Here is a 26,606-nt window from a genome sequence, read left to right on the forward strand (position 1 = left end):
TGTCGATGGCGTCGAATCAAATCTGCTGTACGGCTTCAACGCCGGGCACGAAGTGACGCAGTAGATTCTCGATGCCGCTCTTGAGCGTTGCCGTCGAGGAGGGGCAGCCGGAGCACGCACCCTGCATGTGAAGGAACACTGTGCCTTCGCGGAAGCCTTTGAAGGTGATGTCGCCGCCATCCATGGCCACCGCCGGGCGAATACGGGTGGCCAGCAGTTCCTTGATCACCTCGACGACTTCCTTGTCCTCTTCCTCGAAGAACTCCTCGCTGGCCTCGGACGCCGCTGGGGTCATCCCGGCGTCTGCGATGACCGGCTTGCCGGACAGGAAATGATCCATGATGACGCCAAGGATCGCGGGCTTGATATGAGCCCAGTTGGTCTCATCCTTGGTAACGGAAATAAAATCGGACCCCAGGAACACGCCAGTCACGCCGGATATTCCGAACAAGCCGGTGGCGAGAGGAGAAATGGCCGCATCGGCGGGCGACCGAAAATCGCGCGGCTCCCCGCTCAAGACATCCCGTCCAGGCAGGAATTTGAGCGTGGCCGGATTGGGCGTGGCTTCAGTCTGGATGAACATGGATATGCCTGGCAGTTACGGTTAGAACGCTTCTAAAATAGACTTTTGCACTCGGGTTGCAAGCCCTTCACCTCAGCAGATGGCGATGACTTCTTCTTCACTCATCCGCCCGGGCACCACCGTGAGCGGGATTGGCAGGGCATTGGCCCGCGCGGCAAAATGAGTGACAAGGGGGCCGGGCCCCTCCCCCGACTTGGAGGCGGCCAGCACCAGGATCGCGATGCCGTGGTCCTTGTCGATCAAGTTTTCGATCTGCTCCGGTGCATTCCCTTCGCGGATGACCGACTCTGTCCGGATGTTGCCGATTTCGCGAATGCGCGCCAAGCGAGCATCGAGGTTACGCTCCGCCTCCTCGACCGCCTCGGCCCGCAACACGTCTTCAACACCAAGCCCGACAAACTCCGGCTTGGGCACCACGCTCATCAGGACCACGGTGCCACCGGTGCGCTTGACACGGTAGGCGGCAAAGGTCAGCGCCCGCTCGCACTCCTCGGTTTCGTCGATGACGACCAAGAACTTGCGCTTGTATTCGGCCTCGGATGTCATCTTGCCCTCCCCGCTCAGCGGATGAACCCGACGATGCGCCGCACCTCGGTCATGGTGTCTTCCGCAATGACCCGCGCCCGCTCGGCCCCGTCGCGCAGAACGGCATCAATGGTTTCCAGGTCGTCCAGCAGCCGGCGCATTTCGTCGGCCATCGGCGCGAGCACGGAGACGGCCAGTTCCGCCAGCGCCGGCTTGAACTTGCCCCAACCCTGCCCGCCGAATTCGGCCAACACGTCGGCCTTGGACTGGTCCGAAAGCGCTGCAAAGATACCAACGAGGTTGTCGGCTTCCGGTCGGTCCGACAACCCCTCGACTGCATTGGGCAGTTCGGCTGCGTCCGTGGTGGCCCGCTTGATCTTTTTGGCGATCGCGTCGGCGTCATCGAGCAGCGAAATCCGCGACTGGTCCGACGGATCGGACTTGCTCATCTTCTTGGTGCCATCGCGCAGCGACATAATGCGGGTGGCTGGCCCGGCAATCAGCGGCTCGGTGATGGGGAAGAAGTCGGGCTCAAGACCTTCGGCTCCAATGGCGGCGCGGTAGTCGTTGTTGAACTTGGTGGCGATGTCGCGCGTCAACTCCAGGTGCTGCTTCTGGTCGTCGCCCACCGGCACGTGGGTCGCCTTGTACAGTAGAATATCGGCCGCCATCAGCGAAGGGTAGGCAAACAGACCGAGGGAGACGTTTTCCGAGTTCTTGCCCGCCTTGTCCTTGAACTGGGTCATGCGGGCCATCCAGCCCATGCGCGCGATGCAGTTGAACACCCAGGCCAGTTCGGCGTGCTGCACCACCTGCGACTGGTTGAAGATGATCGATTTCTGCGGGTCGATACCGGCTGCGATAAAGGCCGCCGCGACTTCGCGTGTGGCGCGCCGCAGCTGGTTCGGCTCCTGCCACACCGTGATCGCGTGCATGTCGACAACGCAGTAGATGGTTTCGTGCGACTGTTGCAGCGGCACGAAACGGCGGATCGCGCCGAGATAATTGCCCAGATGCAGATCGCCCGAAGGCTGGATGCCCGAAAACACGCGGGGGGTGAAGGCCATGGTCAACTGTGCCGCACTAGAGAAACAACCGTCCCGTTCTATACGCCCCAGCAGCGGAAGAAAACCGGGGAGTGGCGGGCATCAGCCCCGGCGCCGGAGCCGCCGCAACAACTGCCCCAGCCTTTGTGTTCCCGTCACATGCACAAGCGTGAAGTACGTGACGACGCCGAACGCCATGATGATGAAGAGGACCGCTGCCTTGCGCCACAACGGCGTCGCACTGGCGAGATGCCCTGCCCCGGCCTGCGCCAGAAGATACAACGCGCCGCCCATGATGACGCTGATGACGATGATCGCCGCCTGCGCGCGCCACTGGCCCGTGGTGAGCGAAAAGTGTCGGCGCCACGCCAGCATGCCGCCCAGCAGAACGACGTTCACCCATGCAGACACCGCCGTTGCGATGGCAATACCGACGTGAAGGTAAGCGGGGAACAGCAGCAGCGAGAGCGCAATGTTTGTGGCCACGCTGACGCCGGCAAATATGGTGGGCGTGACGGTATCTTCGCGGGCAAAAAAGCCCGGCTGCAGCACGCGGATCAGCACATAAGCCGGGATGCCGGCGGAAAAGGCGATAAGAGCCTGCGAAGTCTGCTGCGTCGCGAGCGGCCCAAACGCCCCGCGCTCGAAGAGCACCCGCACGATCGGTTCGGCCAAGGCGATAAGCGCCGTTGCGGCAGGCATGGCGAGCAGCATGGACACGAACAGCGCCTGGTCCTGGCTGGCGCGCGCCTCTGCGTCGCGGTTGCCTTTGAGGTGGCGGCTGAGTTCGGGCAGCAACACAGTGCCGATGGCGATGCCGATGATTCCCAGAGGCAGCTGATAGAGCCGGTCCGCGTAGGACAATACGGAAATGGCATTGTCGGCGCCTGATGCGATGATGGTGCCAACAAAGATATTGATCTGGGTGATGCCGCCGGCCAGGATCGCCGGAATGGCCAGGATCCAGAACCGCCGGACCTCTGGATCGAGCCGCGGCAGCCGGAACGCCGGACGGAACCCTGTCCGCTCGATGGCGGCCCAGACCAGGCAGAGTTGCGCGATGCCACCGGCCATGGTGGCAAGGGCGACCCATACCGTGGCAGATTCCGGCTCCTGCACCCAGAACGTCGCCAGCGGAATCATCACCGCAATATTGACGATGTTGAGCAGCACCGGCGCAAAGGCGGCGGCAAAGAAGCGCCCCAGCGTATTCAGAATGGCCCCATAGGCGGCCATAAGCGACATGCAAGCAAGATAGGGAAACATGATCCGTGTCAGCAGCACGGTCAGGTCGAACTTCTGCGGGTCGTCGGTGAAGCCAGGAACGAAAGCCACCATGATCTGCGGCATGAACAGCTCGACGACAACCGTGACCACGACCAGCATCGCCACGAGCCAGCTCATGACGCGGGCGGCCAGCAGCTTGGCGCCGTCCTCGCCATCGCGTTCCAACGCGCCCGAGAACATGGGGACAAACGCCGTATTGAAGGCTCCCTCTGCAAACAGCCGCCGGAAAAGATTGGGAAAGCGAAAAGCGGCAAAGAACGCATCGGCTGCCGGCCCGGTCCCGAGGACCGCTGCCATCAGCGCGTCGCGGGCGAACCCGGCCAGGCGGCTGACCAGGGTCCAGGCGCCCACGGAGACGAAATTCCGGAACAGGCTCACCGGCGGCGAGCCCCTGCAGCCGCGTGAATGCGGCCGGTGCGGCGGCCGCTATCCATTGACCACCTTTTTCTCCTCCCGCCGCTCATCGGGACGCTCGAACACGCTCATCAGCGCGTCATGGATGCGCTTCTGGCGAGCCTTGACGTGGATTTTCTGACCCGTGAGATCCGTCACGTAGAAAACGTCGACAGCCTTTTCGCCATAGGTGCCGATATGGGCCGAGCCGATGGTCAGGCTGAGGTCGGAAATCTCGCGGGTGAGGGCATAAAGAAGGCCGATGCGGTCGAGACCAGAGACCTCGATGACGGTAAATTTCTCGGAGATGGCGTTGGACACAGAGACCTGCGCCGGCAGCGTGAAGGGCCTGAGCCGCTTGTTGTGCCGCGACGCCTTGCCCAGGTCGATCAGCACCGAGCGCTTGCCCTGCAGCAATTGCTTGACGGTGTCGATGATGCGGGTCGCGCGAACCTTTTCATCTTCGTCGCTGGTGAACGACCGTCGCAGGCGGAAGGTGTCGATGGCCCGGCCGTCGCGCGTCGAGAAGATCTGGGCGCCGATGATCGAGGCGTCCTGCATCGTGCAGGCGCCCGCGATCAGTGACAGCAAACGGGGGTGGTCGGGCGTATAGAAGCTGATCTCGGTAATGCCCTCAAAGCCGCGAACGCGGATGGAGCCGGCAAAGGGCTGGCCCGACTGGTCGGCGTGGCGGATCATCCGGGCGTGCTCGACCTGCAGTTCCGGCTCAGCCCGCAACCAATAATGGTCATAGTGCCGGCCGAGATACGTCTCGACGTCGGCAGCCGGCCAATCGAGCGCGCCCGACAGGGCCTCGCACGCCTGCTCGACGCGATCGGACTGGCTGACCTGCGAGTGCCCTCCCGACAGCATCGGCTCAGTGGCAAAATAGAGCGCGCGGAGCAGTGACCCCTTCCAGCCCGTCCAGGTGCCCGGCCCCACCGCCCGGATGTCGCAGGCGGTCAGGATCATCAGCAGGGCCAGGCGCTGTGGCGATTGCACGACATCGGCAAAGGCCTTCGCCGTTTCGGGGTCCTGAATATCGCGGGCCTGTGCGATCTCGCTCATCAGGAGATGGTACTCGATGAGCCAGGAAACGGTATCCGTCTCGGCTGGCGTCAGTCCGAAACGCGGGCATAGCTTGCGCGCGATGCGGGCGCCGGCAATGGAATGATCTTCAGGGCGCCCCTTGGCGATGTCATGCAGGAACAGCGCGACATAGAGAAGGCGCGTGTCGTTGAGCTGGGGCAGGAGCTCGTGCGTGAGCGGCAATTCCTTGCGTAGGCCACCATTGGCTATCTCGGCCATGACCCCCACGGCTCGGATCAGATGCTCATCCACCGTGTAGTGGTGGTACATGTTGAACTGCATCAAGGCGACGATCTTGCCGAACTCGGGCACGAACTTGCCCAGCACACCGCTCTCGTTCATCTGCCGGAGGATACGTTCCACCGAGAGCGGGCTCGTCAGGATGGTCAGGAAATGGGCATTGGCCCTGGCGTCATTGCGAAGCGCATTGTCAATGAGACGCAACGACTTGCGGATGTTCTGGATAGCGTCGGGATGGAACAGGAGCTCCTCCCGCCCAGCCACCATGAACATGCGGATCAGATTGACCGGGTCCTTCTCGAACACGTCCGGCCGCGCGAGATTGAGGCGGCCCGTGTCGATCACGAAGTCGCTTTCACCCCGAATCTTGCTCTTGCCTGCGCGGAACGGGGCGAGCACCCGGCCCACCAGGTCCATATCCTTGGCGTGGTGGAATTCAAGGCTTGCGCAGATGATGCGCGTGAGGTCCCCCACATCCTTGGCGACGAGGAAATAGCGCTTCATGAAGCGTTCGACGCCAAGCATCCCCATGCGTTCGGCGTACCCCATGCGATGAGCCAGTTCGGGCTGCACATCGAATGTCAGCTTCTCGTCGGCGCGACCGGTCAAGAAATGAAGGTGGCAACGCACCGCCCAGAGAAAATCCTCTGCACGGCTGAAAAGGCGGTATTCGCTGGCGCTCAAGACACCCTTGCCGACAAGTTCCTGCGAGGTCTTGACCTGATAGAAGTACTTGCCGATCCAGAACAGCGTGTTGAGGTCCCTCAACCCCCCCTTGCCGTCCTTGATGTTGGGCTCGACGACATAGCGCGTATTGCCCATCTGGCGGTGCCGTTCGTCCCGCTCCGTCATCTTGGCGGCGATGAATTCAGGGCCCGTTCTGGGCATGATCTCGGTTTCGAACCGCCGCGTCAGCTGATCATAGAGCGGCCTGTCGCCGGTCAGGAACCGCGCCTCGAGCGTTGCGGTGCGTACCGTCATGTCGGCACGCGCCATGCGGATGCACTCGTCCACCGAACGCACTGCGTGACCGACCTTCTGGCCAAGATCCCACAGCATATAAAGAATGTACTCGGTGACCTGCTCGCCCCAGGGAGTTTGCTTGTAGGGCAGGATGAACAACAGGTCGATGTCGGAGCCGGGCGCCAGCGTGCCGCGGCCATAGCCCCCGACCGCTGACAGCGCCAAGGTCTCGGCGCCCGAGGGGTTATCGACGGGGTAAACCCGGGTGACAGCGAAGCGGTAGACTGCGGTGATCAGTTCGTCCTGCGCCGCGCTAAGGTTCTGCGCGCAGCGCGTGCCTTTGCTCGTCGCCAGCAGTTCCGCCTCGGCGTTCTTGCGCGCCTCGGCAAGACACTGACGCACCACTCCCAGCACCGCCATGCGCGCGGCAGGCGATTTGGCTGGCTCCGATCCGACGGCGGTGTCGAATTCAGCCAGCAGCACGTCGGCGGTCTTGAGCGCGAACTGCGGCTTTTTGGGCCGGACCTCAGTTTCGGCGAGAGTCATCGCGGATTTTCTTTAACTGGTAAAGCGTCTCGATCGCCTGGCGGGGCGTCATCTCATCGGGACGCACTGTATCAAGGGCTTCGTAAAGAGGGTCCTTACCCTTGGGTGCGGGGGCGGGCCGATGGGCAAAGAGCGGCAGATCGTCTAGCACGCTGGCCTTCTGGCTGGAAGAGGCCGTGCCGGCGGAGCGCTGCTCGAGGACATCAAGAACCTGTTTGGCGCGGGCGATCACCGGCTCGGGCAGTCCGGCCAACCGGGCGACCTGAATGCCGTAGGACCGGTCGGCGGCACCTGGCCCCACTTCGTGGAGGAACACCACCTCACCCTCCCACTCGCGCACCTTCATGGTGACGTTGGCGACGCGGGCCAAGGTCTTGGCCAAACTGGTCAGCTCGTGGAAATGGGTGGCAAACAGGGCTCGACAGCCTGTACTCTCGTGCAACGCCTCGACCGCCGCCCAGGCAATCGAAAGACCATCGAACGTAGCCGTACCACGACCAATCTCATCGAGCACAACGAGGCTGCGGCGCGTGGCGCGGTTAAGTATGGCGGCCGTTTCCACCATCTCGACCATGAAGGTCGAGCGGCCATGGGCAATGTCGTCGGAAGCGCCGACGCGGGAGAAAAGACGATCCACGACACCAATATGGGCGCTGGTGGCGGGAACGTAAGACCCCATCTGCGCCAGAATGGCGATCAGCGCATTTTGACGCAGGAAGGTTGATTTACCGCCCATATTGGGGCCGGTCACCAGCCACAACTTGCCCCCGCCCATATCGTCGCTGCCGGAAAGGTCGGCATCATTGGCCACAAAGCTCTGACCTTCGGCCCGCACCATCGTCTCGACCACCGGGTGTCGGCCGCCTTCTATGGCGAAGGCGAGGCTGTCATCGACGAGCGGGCGCACATAGCCGCGTGTCGCGGCCAGCTCGGCAAGAGCCGCCGTGACATCGAGTTCGGCCAGAGCGTCAGCCAAGGCCTGCAACTGGGTGGTGCAGGAGAGGACATCGCCCCGCAACCGGGAAAATATCGCCAGTTCGAGCTCCAGCGCCGCTCCCTGCGCCTTGGCGATGCGGCCCTCCAGCTCTGCCAGTTCCGTCGTGGTGAACCGCATGGCGTTGGCCAGTGTCTGGCGATGGATAAAGACTTCGCGGTGGGGGGGCTCCAGCAGCTTGGTGCCATGGCTAGCGGGGACTTCGACGAAGTACCCCAGCACGCCGTTGTGCTTGATCTTGAGCGAGCGGACGTCCGTCTCGTCCATCAGCCGGGCCTGCAACGCCGCGACGACCGCGCGAGTCTCTCTGCCGAGGGCCCGTTCTTCGTCGAGCCGCCGATCATAGCTCGCCCGGACGAAGCCTCCGTCGCGAACCAACAGCGGCAGGTCATCATCGAGCGCGAGACCCAACTCGGATGCGAGTGCACCGGGCGCGGTTGAGAGCGTTGCGACCAGTCCCTGGAGTGCGGGCGGCAAATCGGACTGCGCCTCAAGGCTGCCGGCAAGCTCGAGCGCGGCGGTGATCGCCTTGCCGATGGCGGCCAGATCACGTGGCCCGCCCCGTTCAAGCGCAAGGCGGGAAAGGGCGCGGGCCAGATCAGGAGACGCCTTCAGCGTCTGCCGCACCCTGGCGCGCAGAAGTGTATCGTCGGACAATCGGGTCACTGCATCGAGGCGCGCGTTGATTGCCTTCGCGTCCCGCAGTGGTGCGGCCACGCGCGCCGCAAGGAGCCGGCCGCCCGGCGCTGTGACGGTCAGGTCGATGCAGTGGCGGAGCGAGCCCTTAGACTGGCCGCGCTGGGTCTGGAGAATTTCAAGGCTTTGCCGGGTGGCCGCGTCTATCGCCATGGCGGTTTCCGTGCCATCGAGGCGAGGCGGCCGCAGGGGCGGATGGCGCCCCTTCTGGCTCTCTTCGACATATCCCACCAACATGCCAAGGGCGGAACGGCCGGCGCGCGAAATGGCCGTCGGGTCGAAGGCGTCGGCGGTGAAGGCGGACCTAAGCCGGGGCAGGGCGCTCTCGCTGTCCGCCGCCTCAGGTGGAATAGTGGCCGCAATGGCGTTCCATGAGGGCGCAAAGAGGTGCCGGTCCGCCAGCACCTCGCGTGCCCGCTCGGTCAGCAGCAGTTCGGCAGGGGCAATACGGGCCAGTTCATCGCCCAATTGCTCGGCCGGCACGTCGGCCACAAAGGTCTCGCCGGTTGAGATGTCGGCCCACGCCAGCGCGAAGTCCGTGTCGCCGTGGCGCACCATGGCGAGTGCCGCGAGGTAATTGGCCGAACGAGCGTCGAGATGATCGTCCTCCGTCAGCGTGCCGGGCGTCACGAGGCGGACGACATCGCGCTTGACCACGGATTTGCTGCCACGTTTCCTGGCTTCCGCCGGATCCTCCACCTGCTCGCAGATGGCGACGCGGTGGCCGAGCTTGATGAGCTTGTTAAGATAATCGTTGGCGGCGTGGATGGGCACGCCGCACATGCCGATGTCTTCGCCCAGATGCTTGCCGCGCTTGGTGAGGACGATACCCAGCGCCGCGCTGGCAATTTCGGCGTCCTCGAAAAACAGCTCGTAGAAATCCCCCATGCGGTAGAACAGCAAATATCCCGGGTGAGCGGTCTTGATCTCGAAGTACTGCGCCATCATCGGCGTCAGACCCTGCGCGGAGACGCCGGAAGCGGACTCGATCGGGGTTTGATCCATCAGAGAAGGCAATCGTCGGCTTGTGGGGTTGATCAAGCCGCGACCTTACGAGGTTTGGGGGCCAAATCAACCGGCCCCCAGTCCAACCCACCACTTGCTAACGGCTCTCTCACCCCAGATGGCGGATGGTGGAGGCATCGGCGACTAGGCGCCGGTAAAGGTGCCACGTCGCATGGCCCAGGATGGGCAGGATGATCGCCAGGCCCACGAAAAGGGTCAGGGCGCCGAGGGCGATGCCCGCACCGACGATCGCGCCCCAGGCGAGCAGCGGCACCGGATTGCGCAGCACGGCCCGCAAGGAGGTCTCCACCGCCACATAGGCGCCCACGTCGCGGTCGAGCAGCAGCGGAAACGCAATGACGCTGGTGCAAAGCGCGACCAGGGCAAACGCGGCACCGATCAACGTGCCGGCGATCAGCAGCGCCATGCCGCCCGGTTGCGTCAGCACCTGGTCGATAAGGCCCGGAAGAGTCCTGGGTGTCGCCGACCCGAAAAGGCCTTCATAGAGCGCCTGAGCGCTGGTCAGCCACAGGGTGAACAGGACGAAGAGCATTGCCCCGACGGCGCCGATGCTGCCGATGGCGGGTGAGCGAAGCCCCCTCATGGCCTCGGACCAGGTTGGATCTTCTCCGGCCTCGCGTCGACGCGATACTTCGTAGAGCGGGAGGGCGGCGACCGGCCCTAGCAGGGCGAAGCCGCCGATCAGCGGATAGAGCAGGGGCCAGGTGTGGAAACCCTCCATCCAGACGGTCAGCACGACGCCGATCACCGGGTAGATCAGCGCCAGGAGCAGATAGTGGCTGGGTTTGGCCCAGAAATCCTCGGCACCGCGCCGCAGCGCAACGCCAAGATCGGCCAAGGAAATGGTTCGAATTTCCGGCATGTCCAGCTTGTCGCTGGCGCCGGCCATGATGTGCATGCGGGCCATAATCGACTGTCCTCCTCGAAAGGGGCCGCATGCCGACTGGCCAAAGCGCAAGACCGAGCGCGAGACGCAAGGCTGCGACCGCTATGAGTGGAAGATTAAGCCGAGAACCGGGGGACTGTCGCCCCCGGTTCTCAAAACGTGATCAGGCCTTCTCGAGCGCCTGCGCGATGTCGGCGATAATGTCGTCGATGTGCTCGATGCCGACCGATATGCGCACAAGGTCTTCGGACACACCGGCCTTTTTCAGCTCTTCGGGTGAAAGCTGACGATGGGTGGTGGTCGCCGGATGGCACGCCAACGATTTGGCGTCGCCGATATTGACCAATCGCAGGATCATCTGCAGCGCGTCGATGAAGCGCCCGCCTGCTTCCTTGCCGCCCTTGATGCCAAAGCTCAGGATGCCCGAGCCCGAGCCCTTGGAAATCTTCTGTGCCACCTGATGGTAGGGGCTGTCGGGCAGGCCCGCATAGTTGACCCACGCCACCTTGGAATGGCCCTTGAGATATTCAGCCACCTTCTGGGCGTTGCTGCAGTGGCGCTCCATGCGCAGACCCAGAGTTTCCAGTCCCTGCAGGATCAGGAAGGCGTTGAACGGGGACAGCGCCGCGCCGGTATTGCGCAAGGGGACAACGCGGGCACGGCCGATGAAGGCCGCTGGCCCGAGCGCCTCGGTATAGACCACGCCGTGGTAGGAGGGGTCGGGCTCATTGAGGACCGGAAACCGCTTGGCGTGGCCCTTCCAGTCGAACTTGCCGGAGTCGACGATCATGCCGCCGATCGAATTGCCGTGCCCGCCGATATATTTGGTCAGAGCATGGACGATGATATCGGCGCCATAGTCGAAGGCGCGGGTGAGGTAAGGGGTTGCGACGGTATTGTCGACGATCACCGGCACGCCATGGCGGTGGGCAATTTCGGCGATGCGCTCGATGTCCACCACATTGCCCGCGGGGTTGCCAATCGACTCGAGGAACACCGCCTTGGTCTTGTCATCGATGGCCTTCTCGAAGCCTTCGTAATCGTCATGGTGCACCAGCCGCGCCTCGATGCCCTGGCGGGGGAACGAATGGACGAACAGATTGTAGGTGCCGCCATAGAGCTGGCTAATCGAAACGATGTTGTCGCCTACGCCGGCAATGGTCTGGATTGCGTAGGTGATCGCCGCCATGCCCGAGGCCAGGCCCAAGGCTCCGATGCCACCCTCCATTTCGGCGACACGCGCTTCGAGCACCGCCGTGGTGGGATTCATGATGCGCGTGTAGATGTTCCCCGCCACCTTGAGGTCGAACAGGTCGGCGCCATGTTGGGTGTCGTCGAAGGTATAGGACGTCGTCTGGTAGATCGGCACCGCGGCGGCCTTGGTCGTGGCCTCCGGTTCGTAGCCGTGGTGCAGGGCAATTGATTCAAGCTTCATGTGACGCTTCCCATTTGAAATTGCTGTCGCCACACTCGGGCGTCTGTAAAAAAATGACAAGGCGCGGGAAAGGTAGATCGTCCTCACCCGCGCCCCAGTTGTGGAAGGTTTTCACGTCGCGGCGGCACCGCCGAGCCACCACTGACGCTCTTTTATTGCAGGTTGTCGACCTCGTAGCGGTCCGAGGGATCATGCTGGGGCCGATAGAGGAAATAATCGAACTCGGCCGCGGCTGCCGTGCCATTCAGGTCGCTTGCGGCAACGCCGACGAAGGCGCCGGTGAAGCTGCCATGGGCCTGGTGGCCGCCGCACTCATCCGAGAGAATGGAGGCATCCAATACCGGGCCTATAGGCTGCAGTTCCTTACCTTCCATTGCGTAGAAAAACTGCAGCCTGCGACCACGGATCCTCAGGGCCAACTTGACCTTGCCCTCGTTGGGGATCTGAACCGGCTCGGCGGGGAAGTTGAGATTGCCGTCGGGCCAGGAGACCTCCGAGCTCATCAGCAACAGTTCACGCTGCCCGTCTGAGTGAGCCGTCACCGTGAGATAGAAGAAGTTGTAGCGGCTGTAATAGGCGGTCAGGCCGGCGAAGGTGCGTTCGTCGGTTGGCTTGAAATCGATCACCGTCTCGGCGTCGTAAGAGAAATGGGTCTGCCGCCGCGCCACAAGCGCCTGCTCGAACCACGACCCGATCGACTCGCGGCCGAAAAGACGGAGCTTTCCGCCTTCGGTGGAAAAGATGCGGTCCGCGTCCGGGGTGCGCAGCCACTGGAAGTCGATGGGCAGACCGTTTTCGAAGGTGTAGCGTTGCTCCGCCCAATACTTTTCTTCGTCGCGCCTGCCTGGCACCTCTACATGGAGAGAGGGGACCGGTCCGTTCTTGACGTAGAGCCAGTCGTCCTCGCCCCAATAGGCTTCCTGGATCGAGGTTTCGCGGCCGAGCACGCAACGGCGTTCCTGCGTCGTCGGGCGCCCGCCCAGATGCACCAGATAGGTCTTCCCATCGGGCGTCTCCACCAGATCGCCATGGCCGGCGCGCTGGATGGCCGCCAGCGGCGCATCCTTGGATGTCAGGACATATTGATCGGGGTGGGTCTCGTACGGCCCGTCGATCGTGCGGGAGCGGGCGAAGGTGCAGGCGTGGTCATAGGCGGTGCCGCCCTCGGCCGTCAGCAGGTAGTACCAGCCATTGCGCTTGTAGAGATGTGGCCCCTCGACGAGCTTGAGGTCCGTCCCCTTGTAGATGTTCTTGATTGGGCCGACGAGCTTGCCGGCGTTGGGATCAAACTCCTGGAGGGCGATGCCCGCAAACAGCAGCGGACGGCGACGGTGGTCCCAGGTCATGTTGATGAACCACTTGCGGCCGTCGTCGTCGTGGAACAGTGAGGGGTCAAATCCCGAGGAATTGGTATAGATCGGGTCGCTCCAGGGCCCTTCGATCCTGTCGGCCCAGACGATGTAGTTATGCGCGTCCTTGAACGAGCCGTCCTTGCGCTTGACGTCGGTGTAGACCAGCCAGAACTTTTCCCCGTCGTGGGTCAGGCACGGCGCCCAAACGCCGCAGCTGTCCGGATCGCCCCGCATGTCCAGTTGCGTCTTTCGATTGAGCGGGCGGGTCACCAGCTCCCAGTTGGCCAGGTCCTTGGAATGGTGGATCTGCACGCCCGGAAACCACTCGAAGGTGGAGGTGGCGATGTAATAGTCGTCGCCGACGCGGAGGATCGACGGGTCCGGGTTGAAGCCCGGAAGGATGGGATTGGTGATAAGGGACATTTTGGGCCTTCACGCGGAGGGTGCAGTCGACTCCCTCCCCCTGGCGGGGAGGGATCAGGGTGGGGGGAGAAGAGCCTCGATATCGTGGCTCGCGCCACCCCCGCCCAACCTCCCCCCTCACGGGGGAGGTGTCCCGACTGAGACAGCGGTGATCAAACGAACCGATTGACCAGGTTCTCAAGATATTCCTGGCGACCGGAACGCGGCTGGGGGTTGATGTTGTCAGATTGGACGCGGGCAGCGATGTCGGCGAGCGAAAGCTTGCCATCAAGGATGTCCTTGCCGATACCCGAATTCCAACCGGCGTAGCGGTCATCGAGCAGCTTGTCGAACTCGCCATCCTCGATCAGGGCCACGGCGCCCTTAAGACCACGGGCGAGGGTATCGAGCCCGAGAATGTGCCCATGCAGCAGATCTGCGGGATCGAGCGACTGCCGGCGCACCTTGGCGTCGAAGTTGAAACCGCCCTTGCCCAGCCCCCCTTGCTTCAGGATGTAGTAGAAGGCCAGCGCCATTTCCCCGGCATTGTTGGGGAAGTGGTCGGTGTCCCAACCCGACTGCAGGTCGTTGCGGTTGGCGTCGACCGAGCCGAGCATGCCCAGTGACGAGGCCACAGCCAATTCGTGCTCGAAGGAGTGGCCGGCGAGGAAGGCGTGGCCCACCTCGATGTTGCACTTCACCTTCTTTTCAAGGCCATACTTCTGCAAGAAGCCATAAACGGTCGCGACATCGTAGTCGTACTGGTGCTTGGACGGCTCCTGCGGCTTGGGCTCGATCAGGATCTGGCCCTTGAAGCCAATTTTCTCGGCGTGCTCGATGACCAGCGTCAGGAAACGGGCCATCTGGTCCTGTTCCTGGCCGATCTTGGTGTTGAGCAGGGTCTCGTAGCCTTCGCGGCCGCCCCAGAGCACATAATTCTCGCCGCCCAGCTCGTTGGTCAGCTCCAGCACGGCCTTCACCTGGCCGGCGGCGTAGGCGAACACTTCTGGATCGGGATTGGTGGCGGCGCCCGCCATGTAGCGGCGGTTGGAGAAGAGGTTAGCCGTGCCCCAGAGCAGCTTCTTGCCGGTTTGCTGCATCTTTTGAGCGATGATGTCGCCGATGACGCGCAGGTTCTTGTTGCTCTCTTCCAGAGTTGCGCCTTCGGGCGACACGTCCACGTCGTGGAAGGCAAAGAAGGGCACGTCGATGAGGTTGAAGAATTCGAAGGCCACGTCGGCCTTGAGCTTGGCGCCGTCCATGCCCTTGTCGAACCAGGGGCGATCAAAAGTGCGGCCACCAAAGGGGTCGCCGCCCTCCTGGGCGAAGGTGTGCCAATAGGCAATAGCGGGGCGGATATGGTCTTCCATCCGCTTGCCGGCGATCACCTCGTCCTTGTTGTAGTGGCGGTAGGCCAGCGGATTCTTGCTGGTCGGGCCTTCATACTTGACCTGGTTCAGGCCTTTGAAAAAATCGGTCACGAACGTGCCTCCTCGATGGCGGGATAAAGGGCGCGGTATCGCGCATATTGATCGGAATAAGCGGCCGACAGCGTCTTGTCGGGTGCAATGGTGGTTTTGATGGGCGGCATGGTCATGACCTGTGCCGGGTCGGCGCCTTCTGCGGCGCAAAGAGCAAGTCGCGCGGCGCCCAGTGCGCCGCCGAAATCGCCGTCCTCGGGTAGGGCGATTTCCATGTCGAGATTGGTGGCCAGCATTCTCAGCCACAGTGCCGAGCGCGAGCCGCCCCCCACCGCGAGAAGGCGATTGATCGTGGTGCCGGCATCGGCCAGCACGCGCTGGCAATCGCGCATGGCGAACGTCACGCCCTCCATCACGGCCTGCGCCATCTGTGCAGTGTCTGTGGATTGGCTGAGGCCGGTGAACGACCCGCGCGCGCCGGCATTGTTGTGCGGCGTCCGCTCACCCGAGAGGTAGGGCAGGAAGATGGCTTCCCCCGGCCCCCTGAACTCCGCTTCGGCCTCGCCAGAAAGCTCCGCCTGCTTCTTGCCGGTGATGCGCGCGAGCCAGTTCAGCGAGTCGGTGGCTGACAGGATGACGCCCATCTGGTGCCAGGTACTGGGAATAGCATGACAGAAGGCGTGCACGGCGCCGGCCGTATTGGGGCTGAACTTTTCATTCGAGACGAACAGTACGCCCGACGTGCCGAGCGAGACGAAGCCCTCGCCGGGGCGGATCGCGCCGATGCCGCAGGCGGCCGCCGCATTGTCGCCGGCGCCGCCAGCCACGACCACCGGCCCGCTCATACCCCAGCGGGCCACGTATTCGTCCTTGAGCTGCGCCGAAACTGCCGAGCCTTCAACCAGACGCGGCATGTGTTCGCGAGTCAGCCCGGTGACGCCGAGCAATTCGTCGGACCAGTCGCGCTTGGCCACATCAAGCCAAAGCGTGCCGGCGGCATCGGACATGTCCTCCACATGCTCGCCGGTCAGCAGCAGCCGCACATAGGCCTTGGGCAGCAGGACCTTCCTGATCTGCTTGTAGATTTCCGGCTCGTGCTTGCGGACCCAGGCGATCTTGGGCGCAGTGAAGCCGGGCATGGCGATGTTGCCGGCCAGTCTGCGCAGCGAGGGCAGGGCGGCCTCCATCTCGCCGCACTCGGCGGCCGAGCGCCCGTCATTCCAGAGAATGCAGGGGCGCAGCACCTTGTCGTTGTCGCCCAGCAACGTCGCCCCATGCATGTGGCCCGAAAGTCCGATACCCTTGACGGCCGCGAGCGCCTTAGGGTGACTCTCCTTGAGCTTGTCGATGGCGGCGAGGGTCGCGTCCCACCAATCCGCAGGGTTTTGCTCGGACCAGCCGGGCTGGGGACGCACGGGCTCGACGGCGGCAGCGGACGTTTCGCCCAGCGCCTTGCCATCGCGGTCGATCAGCAGCGCCTTCACCCCGGACGTGCCGATATCGATGCCAAGATAGGTCATGAGGCACGTACCTCACAGAGTGTCAGGCTGTACATTTAAATATCTCCCTCACCCCGCCGGGCGCCCCGCTGTTGGATTGGCCGGTTGTTTACCTGAGATTGTCGCGCAGGAAAATCCCAATTTCAATGGGGTCGGTTTCCGCCTCACGCCCGGCCCCCAGCGCCAGCGCCCGGGCGGCGCGGATGACCTCCCGAATTTCCCCGTCCGGATTTTGATCGAGCACGACATCGATAGCCCCGGCAATCAGTCCGGCACGGGTCGGCGCCGTCAGTTCATGCGCCACCACACGCAGACCGCCGGCCTTGCCGCTGGTTTCCAGGGCAGTCACCAAGCCCCCATTGCCGGCGCCCAAGTTATAGAGCCCCACCAGCTCCGGCCGTTCCTTGAGAAGGCGATACACAATCTCCGCCGTTTGATTGCGCTCGTCGTGGCCCTCAAGCGGGCCGACAATTTCGATGGCGGGAAACTCGGCCCCCAGCGCGGCCGAAAATCCCTCCCAGCGCTCCAGGTGATCGCGCAGGTGCAGCGATCCGGCAATAACAGCCACTTGCCCTCCCTGAGGCAGGAAACGTCCCATGAGCGAGGCCGCTGTGCGTCCGGCCGCGACATTGTCGATTCCCACGAACTGCCGGCGCGTCGATCCGGGAAGATCGGACACCAATGTAAGGACGATGATGCCGCGCCGGTTGGCGGCGTCGACGGCGGCCAGAACTTCGGGCTCTTCGCTGGCCACCACGATGGCGCTGTCGCAGGCGCGGGGATCGAGTTCGGACAACTCTCGAGCCAATCCTTGCGTATCGAAGGGACGAAAACGCCGCAGCTCGAGCGACAGCCTGTCAGATAGCGCCAGCGGCGCCCGGCGCAGGACGGACGCGGCGAGGCTCTCCATGAATTCGTTGGTGCCGTCCGGTATGAAGAAGACCAGGCGCAAATCACGTGCCCGCGCCATGAGCGAGGCGTTGAGATCACGCGTGAAGCCGATGCGCGCAATGGCCTCTTCCACCTTCTCTGCCGTTGCCGCGCGCACTCCAGGACGTCCATTCAGCACCCGGTCCACGGTTGCGAGGGACACCCCGGCAGCTCGCGCGACGTCGTGCACCGTCGCCCGCCGCTTGATGGATTCGTCGTTCACGCCAATTCCTTGAGCCGTTTGCATGCATGCTTCTTGGCTCTGCGACAAAGGTCAAGTGCGCCGTTGCAGCCTTTGGCCGATGGGGCTACAGCTTCGCGCCGACACATCTGGAGGGGACAGGCAATGGGCATAGAAGTCACCACGTTTGGCGAGCATCAGGGGCAGCGGGTCGACCAGTTCCGCCTCCGGAGCGAGACCGGTGTTATGGTCGACATCATCGGCTATGGCGTCGTGGTGCGCGACTGGCGCGTGCCGGTCGCAGGTGGCGAGCGTGGCGTGGTGCTCGGTTTCGAGAGCTTCGAGCCCTATCCGCAGCATAGCCCCCATTTCGGATCGCTTGCGGGCCGGGTGGCCAACCGCATCAAGGACGCAAGCTTTACCCTCGAGGGGACAACATACAACCTGCCGGCAAATGCCGGGTCGCTGCAACTGCATGGCGGCGTAGAAGGCCTGGGCCGCCAGGTTTGGGCCGGACAAGCCGACAGCGCCAACAACGCCGTCCGGTTTACCCATTTCTCGCCCGATGGGGCGATGGGCTATCCGGGCAACGTGAATTTCTCCGCCACCTACACGCTGTCCGGAAATCGCCTGCGTTTGGAACTGGCCGCGACGACTGACCGTGCCACCCCCATCAGCCTCGTGCAGCACCAATATTTCAACCTGGGCACCACCGACACGGTCCTCGACCATACAATCCAGGTCAATTCCAGCGCCTATACCGAACTCGGCGCCGATCTGTGCCCGACAGGTGCGATCCTGCCCTCGCATGGCACGATCTATGATCTGCGCGAGGGGCGTACGATGCGCGACGGCGCGGGCGCGCCGATCGACTACGACATCGGCATGGTGCTCGACACCGGCCGCAAGCATGCCGATCCGATCGCGACCGTGGTAGCGCCCAACAAGGACCTGACGCTCAAGCTCTGGTGCGACCGGCCGGGATTGCAGGTCTACAATGGCGTCTGGACCGACGTGTCCGTGCCCGGCCTCGGCGGCAAGCGCTATGGCAAGCATTCAGGCTTCTGCCTCGAAGATCAGGCTCTTGCCGATGCGGTGCACAACCCGCACTTCCCCAACATCATCTACTCGCCCGAGCGGCCCTACAGCCATTGGTGCGAGTTCGAGATCGCCTGAGGGGAGAGACGAGGACTCTCGGGACGGGAGAGGACGAGATGGACAAGACCGAGCGGCTTTTTTCCATCATGGACGCCTTGCGGCGCCATCGCCTGCCAGTGACGGCCGCAGCGCTTGCCCAGGAGCAGGGCGTCTCGGTGCGGACACTCTATCGCGACATCCAGACACTGATCGGTCTGGGGGCGCCGATCGATGGCGAGGCGGGCATCGGCTACATGCTGCGGCCTGGCTTCTTCCTGCCGCCGCTGATGTTCTCGGCCGAGGAGTTGGAGGCGCTCGTGCTCGGCGCGCGCTGGGTGGAAACGCAGCCCGACGACGGCCTGGGAGCCGCTGCCCGCAACGCGCTGGCCAAGATCGCGACCGCCTCGCCCGAAGACCTGCGCGACCGGATCAGCGACACCGCGCTTTGGCCGGTGGCCATCTGGGGCGAGCGCAAGCCCCTGCCGGTGCTGGGCGACATCCGCCTCGCGATGCGCCAGGAGCGCGCGGTCACCATCGACTATGAGGATGAGCAGGGGCGTGCCAGCAGCCGCACCATCTGGCCGGTCGCCCTGGCCTTCTTCCAGGGCAAGCAGGTGATTTCGGCCTGGTGCCTGTTGCGAGAGGACTTCCGCAACTTCCGAACGGACCGCATCGCACGTCTGGAAGTGACAGAGGAGCGATACGGCAAGCGCCGTGCCGTTTTGGAGCGCGAATGGCGCGCCGGCTGGACCCAGGACCATTCGCCAGCGGCGCTGGATGGGTGACGGCCCTGTCGACCCAACGTGCTTGATCGGCGAATGCTGGCGGGTCTAGAACATAGGGCGTTAGCATCGCAAACGTCAGCGTCTTTTTCCATGACCTCTACTTTCAAATCGTATGTCCTCGACCAATTGTCGAGGGCCGGGCTGCGCATCGGTACTTCATTTTCTCCTGGTGACATCATCATTCACGACGACGCCGTCTTCAGCCGGCTTCTGCGGGACGGCTCGCTGGGACTGGGCGAAGCCTATATGGACGGGTTGTGGGACGCAGAGGCCGTTGACGAAGTTCTGTTCAAGGTTCTCGATGCGGGTGTGGCGGATCACTTGCCCCGGGACCTGGCGCTTGTCTTTTCCATGGTCCGCGGACGCCTGCTCAACATGCAGCGATTGCGTGTGAGGGAGGTTGGCGAGAAACACTACGATATCGGCAACGACCTCTACAAAGCCATGCTCGACCCGCGCATGGTCTATTCGTGCGGCTACTGGGCGAATGCGACGACCTTGGCCGAAGCACAGGAGGCCAAGCTTGATCTGATCTGCCGCAAGATCGGCCTTGAGCCGGGCATGCGCGTCCTCGACATCGGCTCGGGCTGGGGAGGGTTCCTGCAGTTTGCGGCCGAACGCTATGGCATCACCGGGCTGGGCGTGACCGTATCGAAAGAGCAGGCGGCGCTGGCCAACGAGCGGACGAAAGGTCTGCCGGTTGAAACAAAGCTGCTCGACTACATGGCGCTCGACGGGCAATTCGACCGCATCGTCTCCGTGGGCATGTTCGAGCATGTGGGCTACAAGAACTATCGGCTGTATTTCCAGAAGGCCGCCAAGCTCCTCAAGCCCGACGGGCTGTTCCTGCTGCACTCCATCGGCGGTCACATCTCGACCACCCACGGCGACCCATGGACCGAGAAATACATCTTTGCCAACGGAATGCTGCCTTCGGTGGCACAGATCGGGAAGTCCATCGAAGGGCTCTTCATCATGGAAGACTGGCACAATTTCGGTGCCTATTATGATCTGACCCTGATGGCATGGCTGCGGAACTTTGAGGCGGCGTGGCCAACGCTGGCCGATGCCTACGACGAACGCTTCCACCGCATGTGGCGCTACTACCTGTCCATGTCGGCAGCGCTGTTCCGGGCAAGACGCATCAGCCTATGGCAGGTTGTGCTGTCGCCCAAGGGTGTCCGTGGGGGTTATCGCCGCGTAAGCTGATGGCGGATTCACGTGAAACGTTTATCCACAGGCTTCATCAGAAAATCGCGCTCAAACTCCAGAGCCTTGCCCCGAGACCGCCGAGCAGGCCCACCTGCAGCGCCATGATCAGCAGCGTGGTCAGCTGGAAGCTCGGCTTGCGTGTCTTGTGACGCAGCACGGCCTGCGCCAATAGGCCCCCCGCAATGCCGCCGCACATATCCAGAGCGTGCAGAGTCGTCTCGCGCACCCGCCAATGCCCTGTCTCGGCATAACTCTTGTCCGCCGCGTAGGTGAGCATCGAGAGGCACGCCATGATCCCGTATGCCAGCAGTACAGCGTCGGGCAGCACACCGCTGGACCAGTCGAAGACAACCAGCGCTGCAACAGCCAGCGCCGCGAAGTACCGCCAATCGGCCACAAGTCCGGCCGGCGCCGGCGCCCTCCGTCGCGGCGGCGGCACCGGATTGGCGCCGAGAACCGAGGCGGCTTTCGCTACCGGCCGTCCATCGCTGCCAATGGAAGGCCGAAAGCGCAGCTGGTCGCCCACGCGCGGCCGCGTCGCGATCCGCCCGATCTCGCTGATGTGGATGAAGTAGCGCGTCCGATCGGGCGTCACGACAAAGCCAAAGCCACGCTCATCATTCCACTGCACGAGCTCACCCGTCTCCATGCTCAGAATATCGCCCGGCGCAGCGGTAGCCTTATCGGGTGGGGGAAGCCGTGCCGCAGGTCCTCCCGAAACCGCTCACGGAGCACCTCTGGGAAGAGATGACCTTCCGGCAAGGCACCAAGGTTGAACCAGCCTGCCTCGCTGATGGCTTCCCCTGAAGCCGGATTGGCGGAAACGTCGACGTCGCCCGAGAGGTAGTCTGCCAGAAACCAGAATTTGACCGTTCGTCCCTGGGCATCGAACAATTCGGCGATATAGGCGACGTTTCTTACTCCCACGCGCACCCCGGTCTCTTCGAACGCCTCCCGTTCAGCGGCGGCTTCCAGCTCTTCAGCGCCTTCGACCCCACCGCCGGGAGCCGACCAGAAGTCGTGTCTTCCCGGCCGAAGGTGACGCACGAGCAGGATCTGGTTGTTCCGCACCGCCAAAACACCGCCGATATCCGGTGCAGCATGGCTCAGGCCGCTCCGAAGTTGAGCCGATAGCTCAGGGCCTCTGCCACGTGCGGGCGACCGACCCGGTCACTGCCGGCCAGATCGGCCAGGGTCCGTGCCACCTTGAGCACCCGATGGTAAGCCCGGGCGGAGAGGTTGAACCGCTCCGCCGCCTGCAGCAGCAGCGACTGACTCTCGCGGTCCGGCTCGACCAGCTTTTCAATCAGCGTCGCGCCGGCCGCCGCATTGGTGCGGATGCTCGGCTGGCCGGCCGCTTCGTAGCGCTGGCGCTGGCGCTCCCGGGCTGCGGCGACACGGGCTGCCACCTCGGCCGAGGACTCCGCCGCTCCTGCTGGCCCGATCATGTCGACGGCCGACACTGCGGGGACATCGATCCGGATATCGATGCGATCGAGGAAGGGGCCGGATACGCGCGCCTGATAGTCGCTGGCGCAGGCCGGACCGCGTTTGCAGGTATGTCCGGGCGTGCCGGCCATGCCGCATTTGCACGGGTTCATCGCGGCGATCAGCTGGAAGCGGCTGGGATAGGTCACGCGGGCATTGGCGCGTGCGATGACGGTTTCTCCGCTTTCGAGCGGCTGGCGGAGACTGTCCAGCACGCCAGGGGAGAATTCCGGCAGTTCGTCGAGGAAGAGCACACCGTTATGGGCGAGGCTTGCTTCCCCCGGTCGGACCTTGAGACCGCCGCCCACCAGGGCTGCCATGGAAGCGGAATGGTGAGGCGCACGGAACGGCCGCCGATCCGAGAGCGCGCCCCCGACCAGTTCCCCGGCGATGGATTGAATCATCGAGACGTCGAGCAGTTCACGCGGGTCGAGGGGGGGCAGGATAGACGGCAAGCGCGCCGCGAGCATGGACTTGCCGGCGCCCGGGGGGCCGACCAGCAGCAGGTTGTGACCGCCGGCAGCGGCTACTTCCAGCGCCCGGCGCGCTACCGCCTGCCCGCGCACATCGGCAAGATCGGGCAACGTTCCCGGGTCCATCACCTGTCGGCGCGGCTGCGGTCGAGCCTGCACCTGATGGCCCGTAAGATGATTGACCAGCGCCAAGAGGCTTTCCCCGGCGATGATGTCCACATCCTCACCTGCCCAGGCTGCCTCTGGCCCCGACAGGGAGGGACAGATAACGCCGAGGCCGCGCGCCTGAGCGGCAATGGCCGCGGGGAGGACGCCCCCCACATGCGCCAGCCGCCCATCAAGCCCAAGCTCCCCGAGCGCAAGGTAGCCATCGAGGGCATCCTGCGGAATGGCGCCCAGGGCTGCCATCAATCCTAGGGCGATGGGCAGGTCGTAGTGGCTGCCTTCCTTGGGCAGGTCGGCCGGTGCAAGGTTGATGGTAATGCGCTTGGGCGGCAACCCCAGCCCCGAAGCCAGGAGCGCGGCACGAACGCGCTCGCCGCTTTCGCGCACCGCCTTGTCCGGCAGCCCAACCAGAATAAACCCAGGCATGCCCGGCGCGATCTGCACCTGGACATCGACCGGCACCGCCTCGATGCCCTGAAAAGCCACTGTGGCAACCCGAGTGACCATGCGGACCCCCAATTTCCCCAACGCTAGCAGAGCATTGGAGAACTCACAAGAACGTAAAGCGAACACAATATGGCCCGTTAACCATGCCTGTCGCCACAATGGTTACCCTAAGCCTCCATTAACCCGCTCATGTTGAATCGAAGGCTCTGTTTGTTTCTGCGTACCGAGTGTTCTCGCCCATGGCCGTCGCCCGGATTTTCCGTCCGATCACCACCGTTGCCCGTAACGCCGTCATGGCGTTGTCATTGATCGCCTTGGCCGCCTGCTCGAGCGGAGGCGGTCTTTATGGCGCCATCCCCGGCGACAATCGCCCGCACTCCGGTGTCGACCGGGCGCGCGGCATGCCGATCCAGGGGATCGACGTGGCGCGCTACCAGGAGGACGTCGACTTCGGCCGCGCCGCTGCGGCCGGCACCCATTTCGTCTTCATGAAGGCGACCGAGGGGAAGGATTATGTCGACCCCAACTTCCGGGCCAACTGGGATCGCGCCCGGAATGCGGGAATGCCCCGCGGGGTCTATCATTTCATGACGTGGTGTTCGACAGCCGCCGAACAGGCTGCGTGGTTCGTCCAGAACATCCCTTACGACCCCAGCGCGCTGCCGCCGGTGCTCGATCTCGAGTGGAACAACCATTCCAGTTGCAAGAACAAGCCCAGCCGGGCCGATGCGCTGGAAAAGATCCGGGTCATGCTGGACGCCATGGAGCGCCACACCGGCAAGCTGCCCATCATCTACACCGACATGAATTTCCACCGCGACGTGCTGGAAGGCGAGTATTTTCCCAATGCCTTCTGGTTGCGCTCGACCGCCGCCCAGCCTCACGAACGCTACACCAACCGCCCGTGGACCTTCTGGCAATACACGCAAACCGGTGTGGTGCCGGGCGTAAAAGGCGAAGTGGACCGCAACGTCTTTTACGGCGGCCAGGAAGAATGGCTGATGTTCCTGTTCACCGGATGCGACCCGCGAGCAATAGCCGCGCTGCAATCGACGGGCCGGTGCCAGCCGGTCAAGTAAGCTCCACGTCCAGGCAAGGCTTCATTAACCATGTGCTGGCAGGATTGCGGCGTATCCCTCAGGGTGCCGGCAGTCCGCGCCGGCCCACGGTATGGAGTGCAGCGTGGTCGCGCGGCGGTGTGTTTCAGTCCTGGCAGCGTGTCTTGCAAGCACCGCGTTGGCCCACCCAACCTTCGCAGATCCGCTCCCGGCCGGCGATGGGTCAACCTATGACAACGAGCGGCTGCGGCCGGGCATCTATCCGGCAGCGCCCGTCCCGGAAGACTTCGCCGTTCCGCACGAGCCTGGGCATCCGCCTCTCGACATCGATTGGTCAGTGGGCTTGCGGGGGAGCCTTACCAGTTCCACGGACGGCGACAGCTTCATCACGACGCTGACGCCGCAGGTCAGCGGCACCGCGCTGGGCCGTCGCGGGTCCCTGGCGTTCGACGCCAGTGCCGACATCGCCAAGAGTGGTGGTGACAATCAGGTCCTCCCAACGGGCGTCGATCTCAGCCTTTCCGGCCAGTACACGCTCGACGAGAACACCAGCCTCAACGGCGAAGCCAGGATTGCCTACGCCCGCGACCTCCCCGGAGAGCCGGGCCTTGACCCGCTGATCATCCGCCCGGCGGAGGAGGTCACGGGGGCTCTCAGCGCCGGCCTCGACCGGAGGTTCGGCCGGTTCACCGTGGGTCTCAAGGGGTCTGCCGAGCGCACGGTCTATGGAGACACGCTGCGGGCCGATACCGGGCAGACCAGCAACGCCGATCAGAATCTCTGGAGCTTGGGCAGCACCTTGCGTGTCGGCTATCGGGCAACCCCCATCTTCGAGGTCTTCGGCGAAGCGGGCGCAACGCGCGACATCTTCGACCAGCCGTCGGCTCGTCTTGGCGAGCGGTTCAATGCGACAGGGCAGACGCTGCGCGGCGGCATCACCGGGCGATGGGGCGATGTCTTGACCGCAACCGCTTCGGCCGGCGTGGGCAGGCGGGATTTCGACGCCGCAGGGTTCGACGACGTCACCACCCAACTCTACGACGCGAGCGTCACCTTCAGTCCCGATCCCACACTCACTGTCACCGCGGGCCTATCGACGGCCATCGCGCCACCGGGGGCGGATTCGGACGGCATCGCGCGCTTCGAACACACGGCAACGGCCGATATCGACTACACCGTCAATTCCTGGCTGCGCATGCGCGCCTCCGCGGATTGGACGCGGTCGCGGCAAGTCGATGGCCCTGAAACCGAAACGCGGTACGACGTCCGCGCCGGTGCCGACTACAGCATGAGCCGGCACACTTCGGTTTCGGCCGACTACGCCTATGGGCACCGCGACAACAGCACAACCGGGACGCTCGACAGCCACACGGTGAGCCTGGGCATCACGCTCAAGCGCTAGCCTGCGCTTTCAGAGCCGCTCCTCCAGGTCGAGCCTGCGCAGTTCCTCGAGGAAGCCGCTGCGGATATCGTCGCGATCGAGGGCGAAAACGACATTGGCGGTCAAAAAACCGAGCTTGGACCCGCAGTCGAACACCTTGCCCTCGTATTTGACCCCCGTGAAGCGCTGCTGCTGCATCAGGGCCTGCATGGCGTCCGTCAGTTGGATTTCGCCGCCTGCGCCCTTTTTCTGCTCGGCCAGAAGGGTGAAGATTTCCGGCTGCAGGATGTAGCGGCCGGAAATGAAGAGGTTGGAGGGCGCCTCGTCCCGCGCCGGTTTTTCCACCATGCCGTTGATGGCAAAGCCGGTGTCCGGACCATCGCCGCGCACGACGACGCCATAGGATGAGACATCTTCCCAGGCGCATTCCTCGACGCCGATGACGTTGCCGCCGGTCTTCTCGTAGGCATCGATCATCTGGCGCAGCACGCCGGGTTTGGCCTGGAAGATCATGTCCGGGAGGAGCAGGGCAAACGGCTTGTCGCCGACGATTTCCCGGGCGCACCACACGGCATGCCCGAGCCCCAGCGGCTCCTGCTGCCGGGTAAAGCTGGTGCGGCCGGCCGACGGCAGGTCCTGCTGCAACTCTTCCAGCGCTTCGATCTTTCCGCGCGCTTCGAGCGTCGTCTCGAGCTCGAACTGTCGGTCGAAATGATCCTCGATTACACCCTTGTTGCGCCCGGTGACGAACACGAAATGCTCGATGCCGGCTTCGCGCGCTTCGTCCACCGCGTACTGGATCAGGGGCCGGTCGACGACGGTCAGCATTTCCTTGGGCATGGCCTTGGTGGCGGGCAGAAACCGAGTGCCGAGGCCGGCAACAGGAAACACGGCTGTACGAACGCGTTGGGCCACTGCATTACTCTCCGTTGAAATCATAGGGGCGGACGACGTAAACCTAATGCA

General features: G+C 63.7%; 21 protein-coding genes. 5 read left to right on the forward strand and 16 right to left on the reverse strand.

The genetic code is table 11. From position 1 onward, the window contains the following. Positions 1 to 16: 16 nt before the first annotated feature. The 12 genes from IC608_RS13125 to IC608_RS13180 all read right to left on the reverse strand — a co-directional run bounded on the left by IC608_RS13125 (position 17) and on the right by IC608_RS13180 (position 17,536). Positions 17 to 583, reverse strand: coding sequence for a NifU family protein (locus tag IC608_RS13125; RefSeq protein ID WP_191776244.1), 567 nt, complete (start codon positions 581 to 583; stop codon positions 17 to 19). Positions 584 to 655: 72 nt separating this feature from the next. Then, the gene (locus IC608_RS13130) at positions 656 to 1,129 is read right to left on the reverse strand and encodes a universal stress protein (RefSeq protein WP_191776247.1); all 474 of its coding nucleotides are present in this window, start codon (positions 1,127 to 1,129) and stop codon (positions 656 to 658) included. 14 nt (positions 1,130 to 1,143) lie between these two features. Beyond that, a complete protein-coding gene (gene trpS, locus IC608_RS13135; protein ID WP_191776250.1) occupies positions 1,144 to 2,175 on the reverse strand; it encodes a tryptophan--tRNA ligase in 1,032 nt (343 codons plus the stop codon). An 81-nt stretch (positions 2,176 to 2,256) separates the two neighbouring features. Beyond that, positions 2,257 to 3,819, reverse strand: coding sequence for a murein biosynthesis integral membrane protein MurJ (murJ, locus tag IC608_RS13140; RefSeq protein WP_191776252.1), 1,563 nt, complete (start codon positions 3,817 to 3,819; stop codon positions 2,257 to 2,259). Positions 3,820 to 3,867: 48 nt separating this feature from the next. Further along, the gene (locus IC608_RS13145; protein WP_191776254.1) at positions 3,868 to 6,672 is read right to left on the reverse strand and encodes a [protein-PII] uridylyltransferase; all 2,805 of its coding nucleotides are present in this window, start codon (positions 6,670 to 6,672) and stop codon (positions 3,868 to 3,870) included. Then, positions 6,653 to 9,367 carry a DNA mismatch repair protein MutS gene (gene mutS / locus IC608_RS13150; protein ID WP_248306371.1) on the reverse strand — a complete coding sequence of 905 codons (2,715 nt, stop codon included), beginning with the start codon at positions 9,365 to 9,367 and terminating at the stop codon, positions 6,653 to 6,655. The genes IC608_RS13145 and mutS overlap by 20 nt, the downstream gene beginning before the upstream one ends. 109 nt (positions 9,368 to 9,476) lie before the next feature. Next, the gene (locus IC608_RS13155) at positions 9,477 to 10,295 is read right to left on the reverse strand and encodes a DUF2189 domain-containing protein (RefSeq protein WP_191776256.1); all 819 of its coding nucleotides are present in this window, start codon (positions 10,293 to 10,295) and stop codon (positions 9,477 to 9,479) included. Between the two features lie 142 nt (positions 10,296 to 10,437). Next, positions 10,438 to 11,709, reverse strand: coding sequence for an O-acetylhomoserine aminocarboxypropyltransferase/cysteine synthase family protein (locus IC608_RS13160; protein WP_191776258.1), 1,272 nt, complete (start codon positions 11,707 to 11,709; stop codon positions 10,438 to 10,440). Positions 11,710 to 11,861: 152 nt separating this feature from the next. Then, positions 11,862 to 13,484 (reverse strand): glycoside hydrolase family 43 protein, encoded by a 1,623-nt coding sequence (locus tag IC608_RS13165; RefSeq protein WP_191776260.1) that lies wholly within the window; start codon positions 13,482 to 13,484, stop codon positions 11,862 to 11,864. Between the two features lie 152 nt (positions 13,485 to 13,636). Then, positions 13,637 to 14,944: a xylose isomerase gene (gene xylA, locus IC608_RS13170; protein WP_191776262.1), complete on the reverse strand. Its 1,308-nt coding sequence runs from the start codon at positions 14,942 to 14,944 to the stop codon at positions 13,637 to 13,639. Then, positions 14,941 to 16,404: a xylulokinase gene (xylB, locus tag IC608_RS13175; RefSeq protein WP_191776265.1), complete on the reverse strand. Its 1,464-nt coding sequence runs from the start codon at positions 16,402 to 16,404 to the stop codon at positions 14,941 to 14,943. Before xylB ends, xylA begins: the two co-directional genes overlap by 4 nt. An 88-nt stretch (positions 16,405 to 16,492) precedes the next feature. Next, on the reverse strand, positions 16,493 to 17,536 hold the full coding sequence (locus tag IC608_RS13180) for a LacI family DNA-binding transcriptional regulator (protein ID WP_345890900.1): 1,044 nt from the start codon (positions 17,534 to 17,536) through the stop codon (positions 16,493 to 16,495). A 123-nt stretch (positions 17,537 to 17,659) separates the two neighbouring features. On the opposite strand from IC608_RS13180, the gene IC608_RS13185 reads away from it, so the two are divergent. From IC608_RS13185 to cfa, 3 genes are all read left to right on the forward strand, one after another. Beyond that, the gene (locus tag IC608_RS13185) at positions 17,660 to 18,670 is read left to right on the forward strand and encodes an aldose epimerase family protein (RefSeq protein WP_191776271.1); all 1,011 of its coding nucleotides are present in this window, start codon (positions 17,660 to 17,662) and stop codon (positions 18,668 to 18,670) included. 38 nt (positions 18,671 to 18,708) lie between these two features. After that, positions 18,709 to 19,416, forward strand: a complete 708-nt coding sequence (locus IC608_RS13190) for a helix-turn-helix transcriptional regulator (RefSeq protein ID WP_191776274.1) — start codon at positions 18,709 to 18,711, stop codon at positions 19,414 to 19,416. Positions 19,417 to 19,506: 90 nt separating this feature from the next. Next, the gene (gene cfa, locus IC608_RS13195) at positions 19,507 to 20,625 is read left to right on the forward strand and encodes a cyclopropane fatty acyl phospholipid synthase (RefSeq protein ID WP_191776277.1); all 1,119 of its coding nucleotides are present in this window, start codon (positions 19,507 to 19,509) and stop codon (positions 20,623 to 20,625) included. 37 nt (positions 20,626 to 20,662) lie between these two features. Here the strand turns inward: cfa and IC608_RS13200 are convergent, their stop codons facing one another. Genes IC608_RS13200 through IC608_RS13210 form a run of 3 tightly spaced genes read right to left on the reverse strand, consistent with a single transcriptional unit; the run spans position 20,663 to position 23,261 of the window. Then, positions 20,663 to 21,277, reverse strand: a complete 615-nt coding sequence (locus IC608_RS13200) for a DUF1294 domain-containing protein (protein WP_191776279.1) — start codon at positions 21,275 to 21,277, stop codon at positions 20,663 to 20,665. 2 nt (positions 21,278 to 21,279) lie between these two features. Continuing rightward, a complete protein-coding gene (locus tag IC608_RS13205) occupies positions 21,280 to 21,699 on the reverse strand; it encodes an NUDIX domain-containing protein (RefSeq protein WP_191776282.1) in 420 nt (139 codons plus the stop codon). 35 nt (positions 21,700 to 21,734) lie between these two features. Further along, on the reverse strand, positions 21,735 to 23,261 hold the full coding sequence (locus tag IC608_RS13210) for a YifB family Mg chelatase-like AAA ATPase (protein WP_191776285.1): 1,527 nt from the start codon (positions 23,259 to 23,261) through the stop codon (positions 21,735 to 21,737). Between the two features lie 179 nt (positions 23,262 to 23,440). Here IC608_RS13210 and IC608_RS13215 point away from each other — a divergent pair, with 179 nt between their 5' ends. Together IC608_RS13215 and IC608_RS13220 are read left to right on the forward strand one after the other, a co-directional pair. Next, complete coding sequence (locus tag IC608_RS13215) at positions 23,441 to 24,280, forward strand: glycoside hydrolase family 25 protein (RefSeq protein ID WP_191776288.1); 840 nt, start codon at positions 23,441 to 23,443, stop codon at positions 24,278 to 24,280. 157 nt (positions 24,281 to 24,437) lie between these two features. Beyond that, positions 24,438 to 25,661 carry an outer membrane beta-barrel protein gene (locus IC608_RS13220; protein ID WP_191776291.1) on the forward strand — a complete coding sequence of 408 codons (1,224 nt, stop codon included), beginning with the start codon at positions 24,438 to 24,440 and terminating at the stop codon, positions 25,659 to 25,661. Positions 25,662 to 25,670: 9 nt separating this feature from the next. On the opposite strand, the gene galU is transcribed toward IC608_RS13220, so the two are convergent. Next, positions 25,671 to 26,579, reverse strand: a complete 909-nt coding sequence (gene galU, locus IC608_RS13225; RefSeq protein WP_191776294.1) for a UTP--glucose-1-phosphate uridylyltransferase GalU — start codon at positions 26,577 to 26,579, stop codon at positions 25,671 to 25,673. Positions 26,580 to 26,606 lie beyond the last annotated feature (27 nt).

Origin of the sequence: Devosia oryzisoli (assembly GCF_014837245.1) — a bacterium.
In the GTDB taxonomy this organism is placed as follows: Bacteria; Pseudomonadota; Alphaproteobacteria; order Rhizobiales; family Devosiaceae; genus Devosia; species Devosia oryzisoli.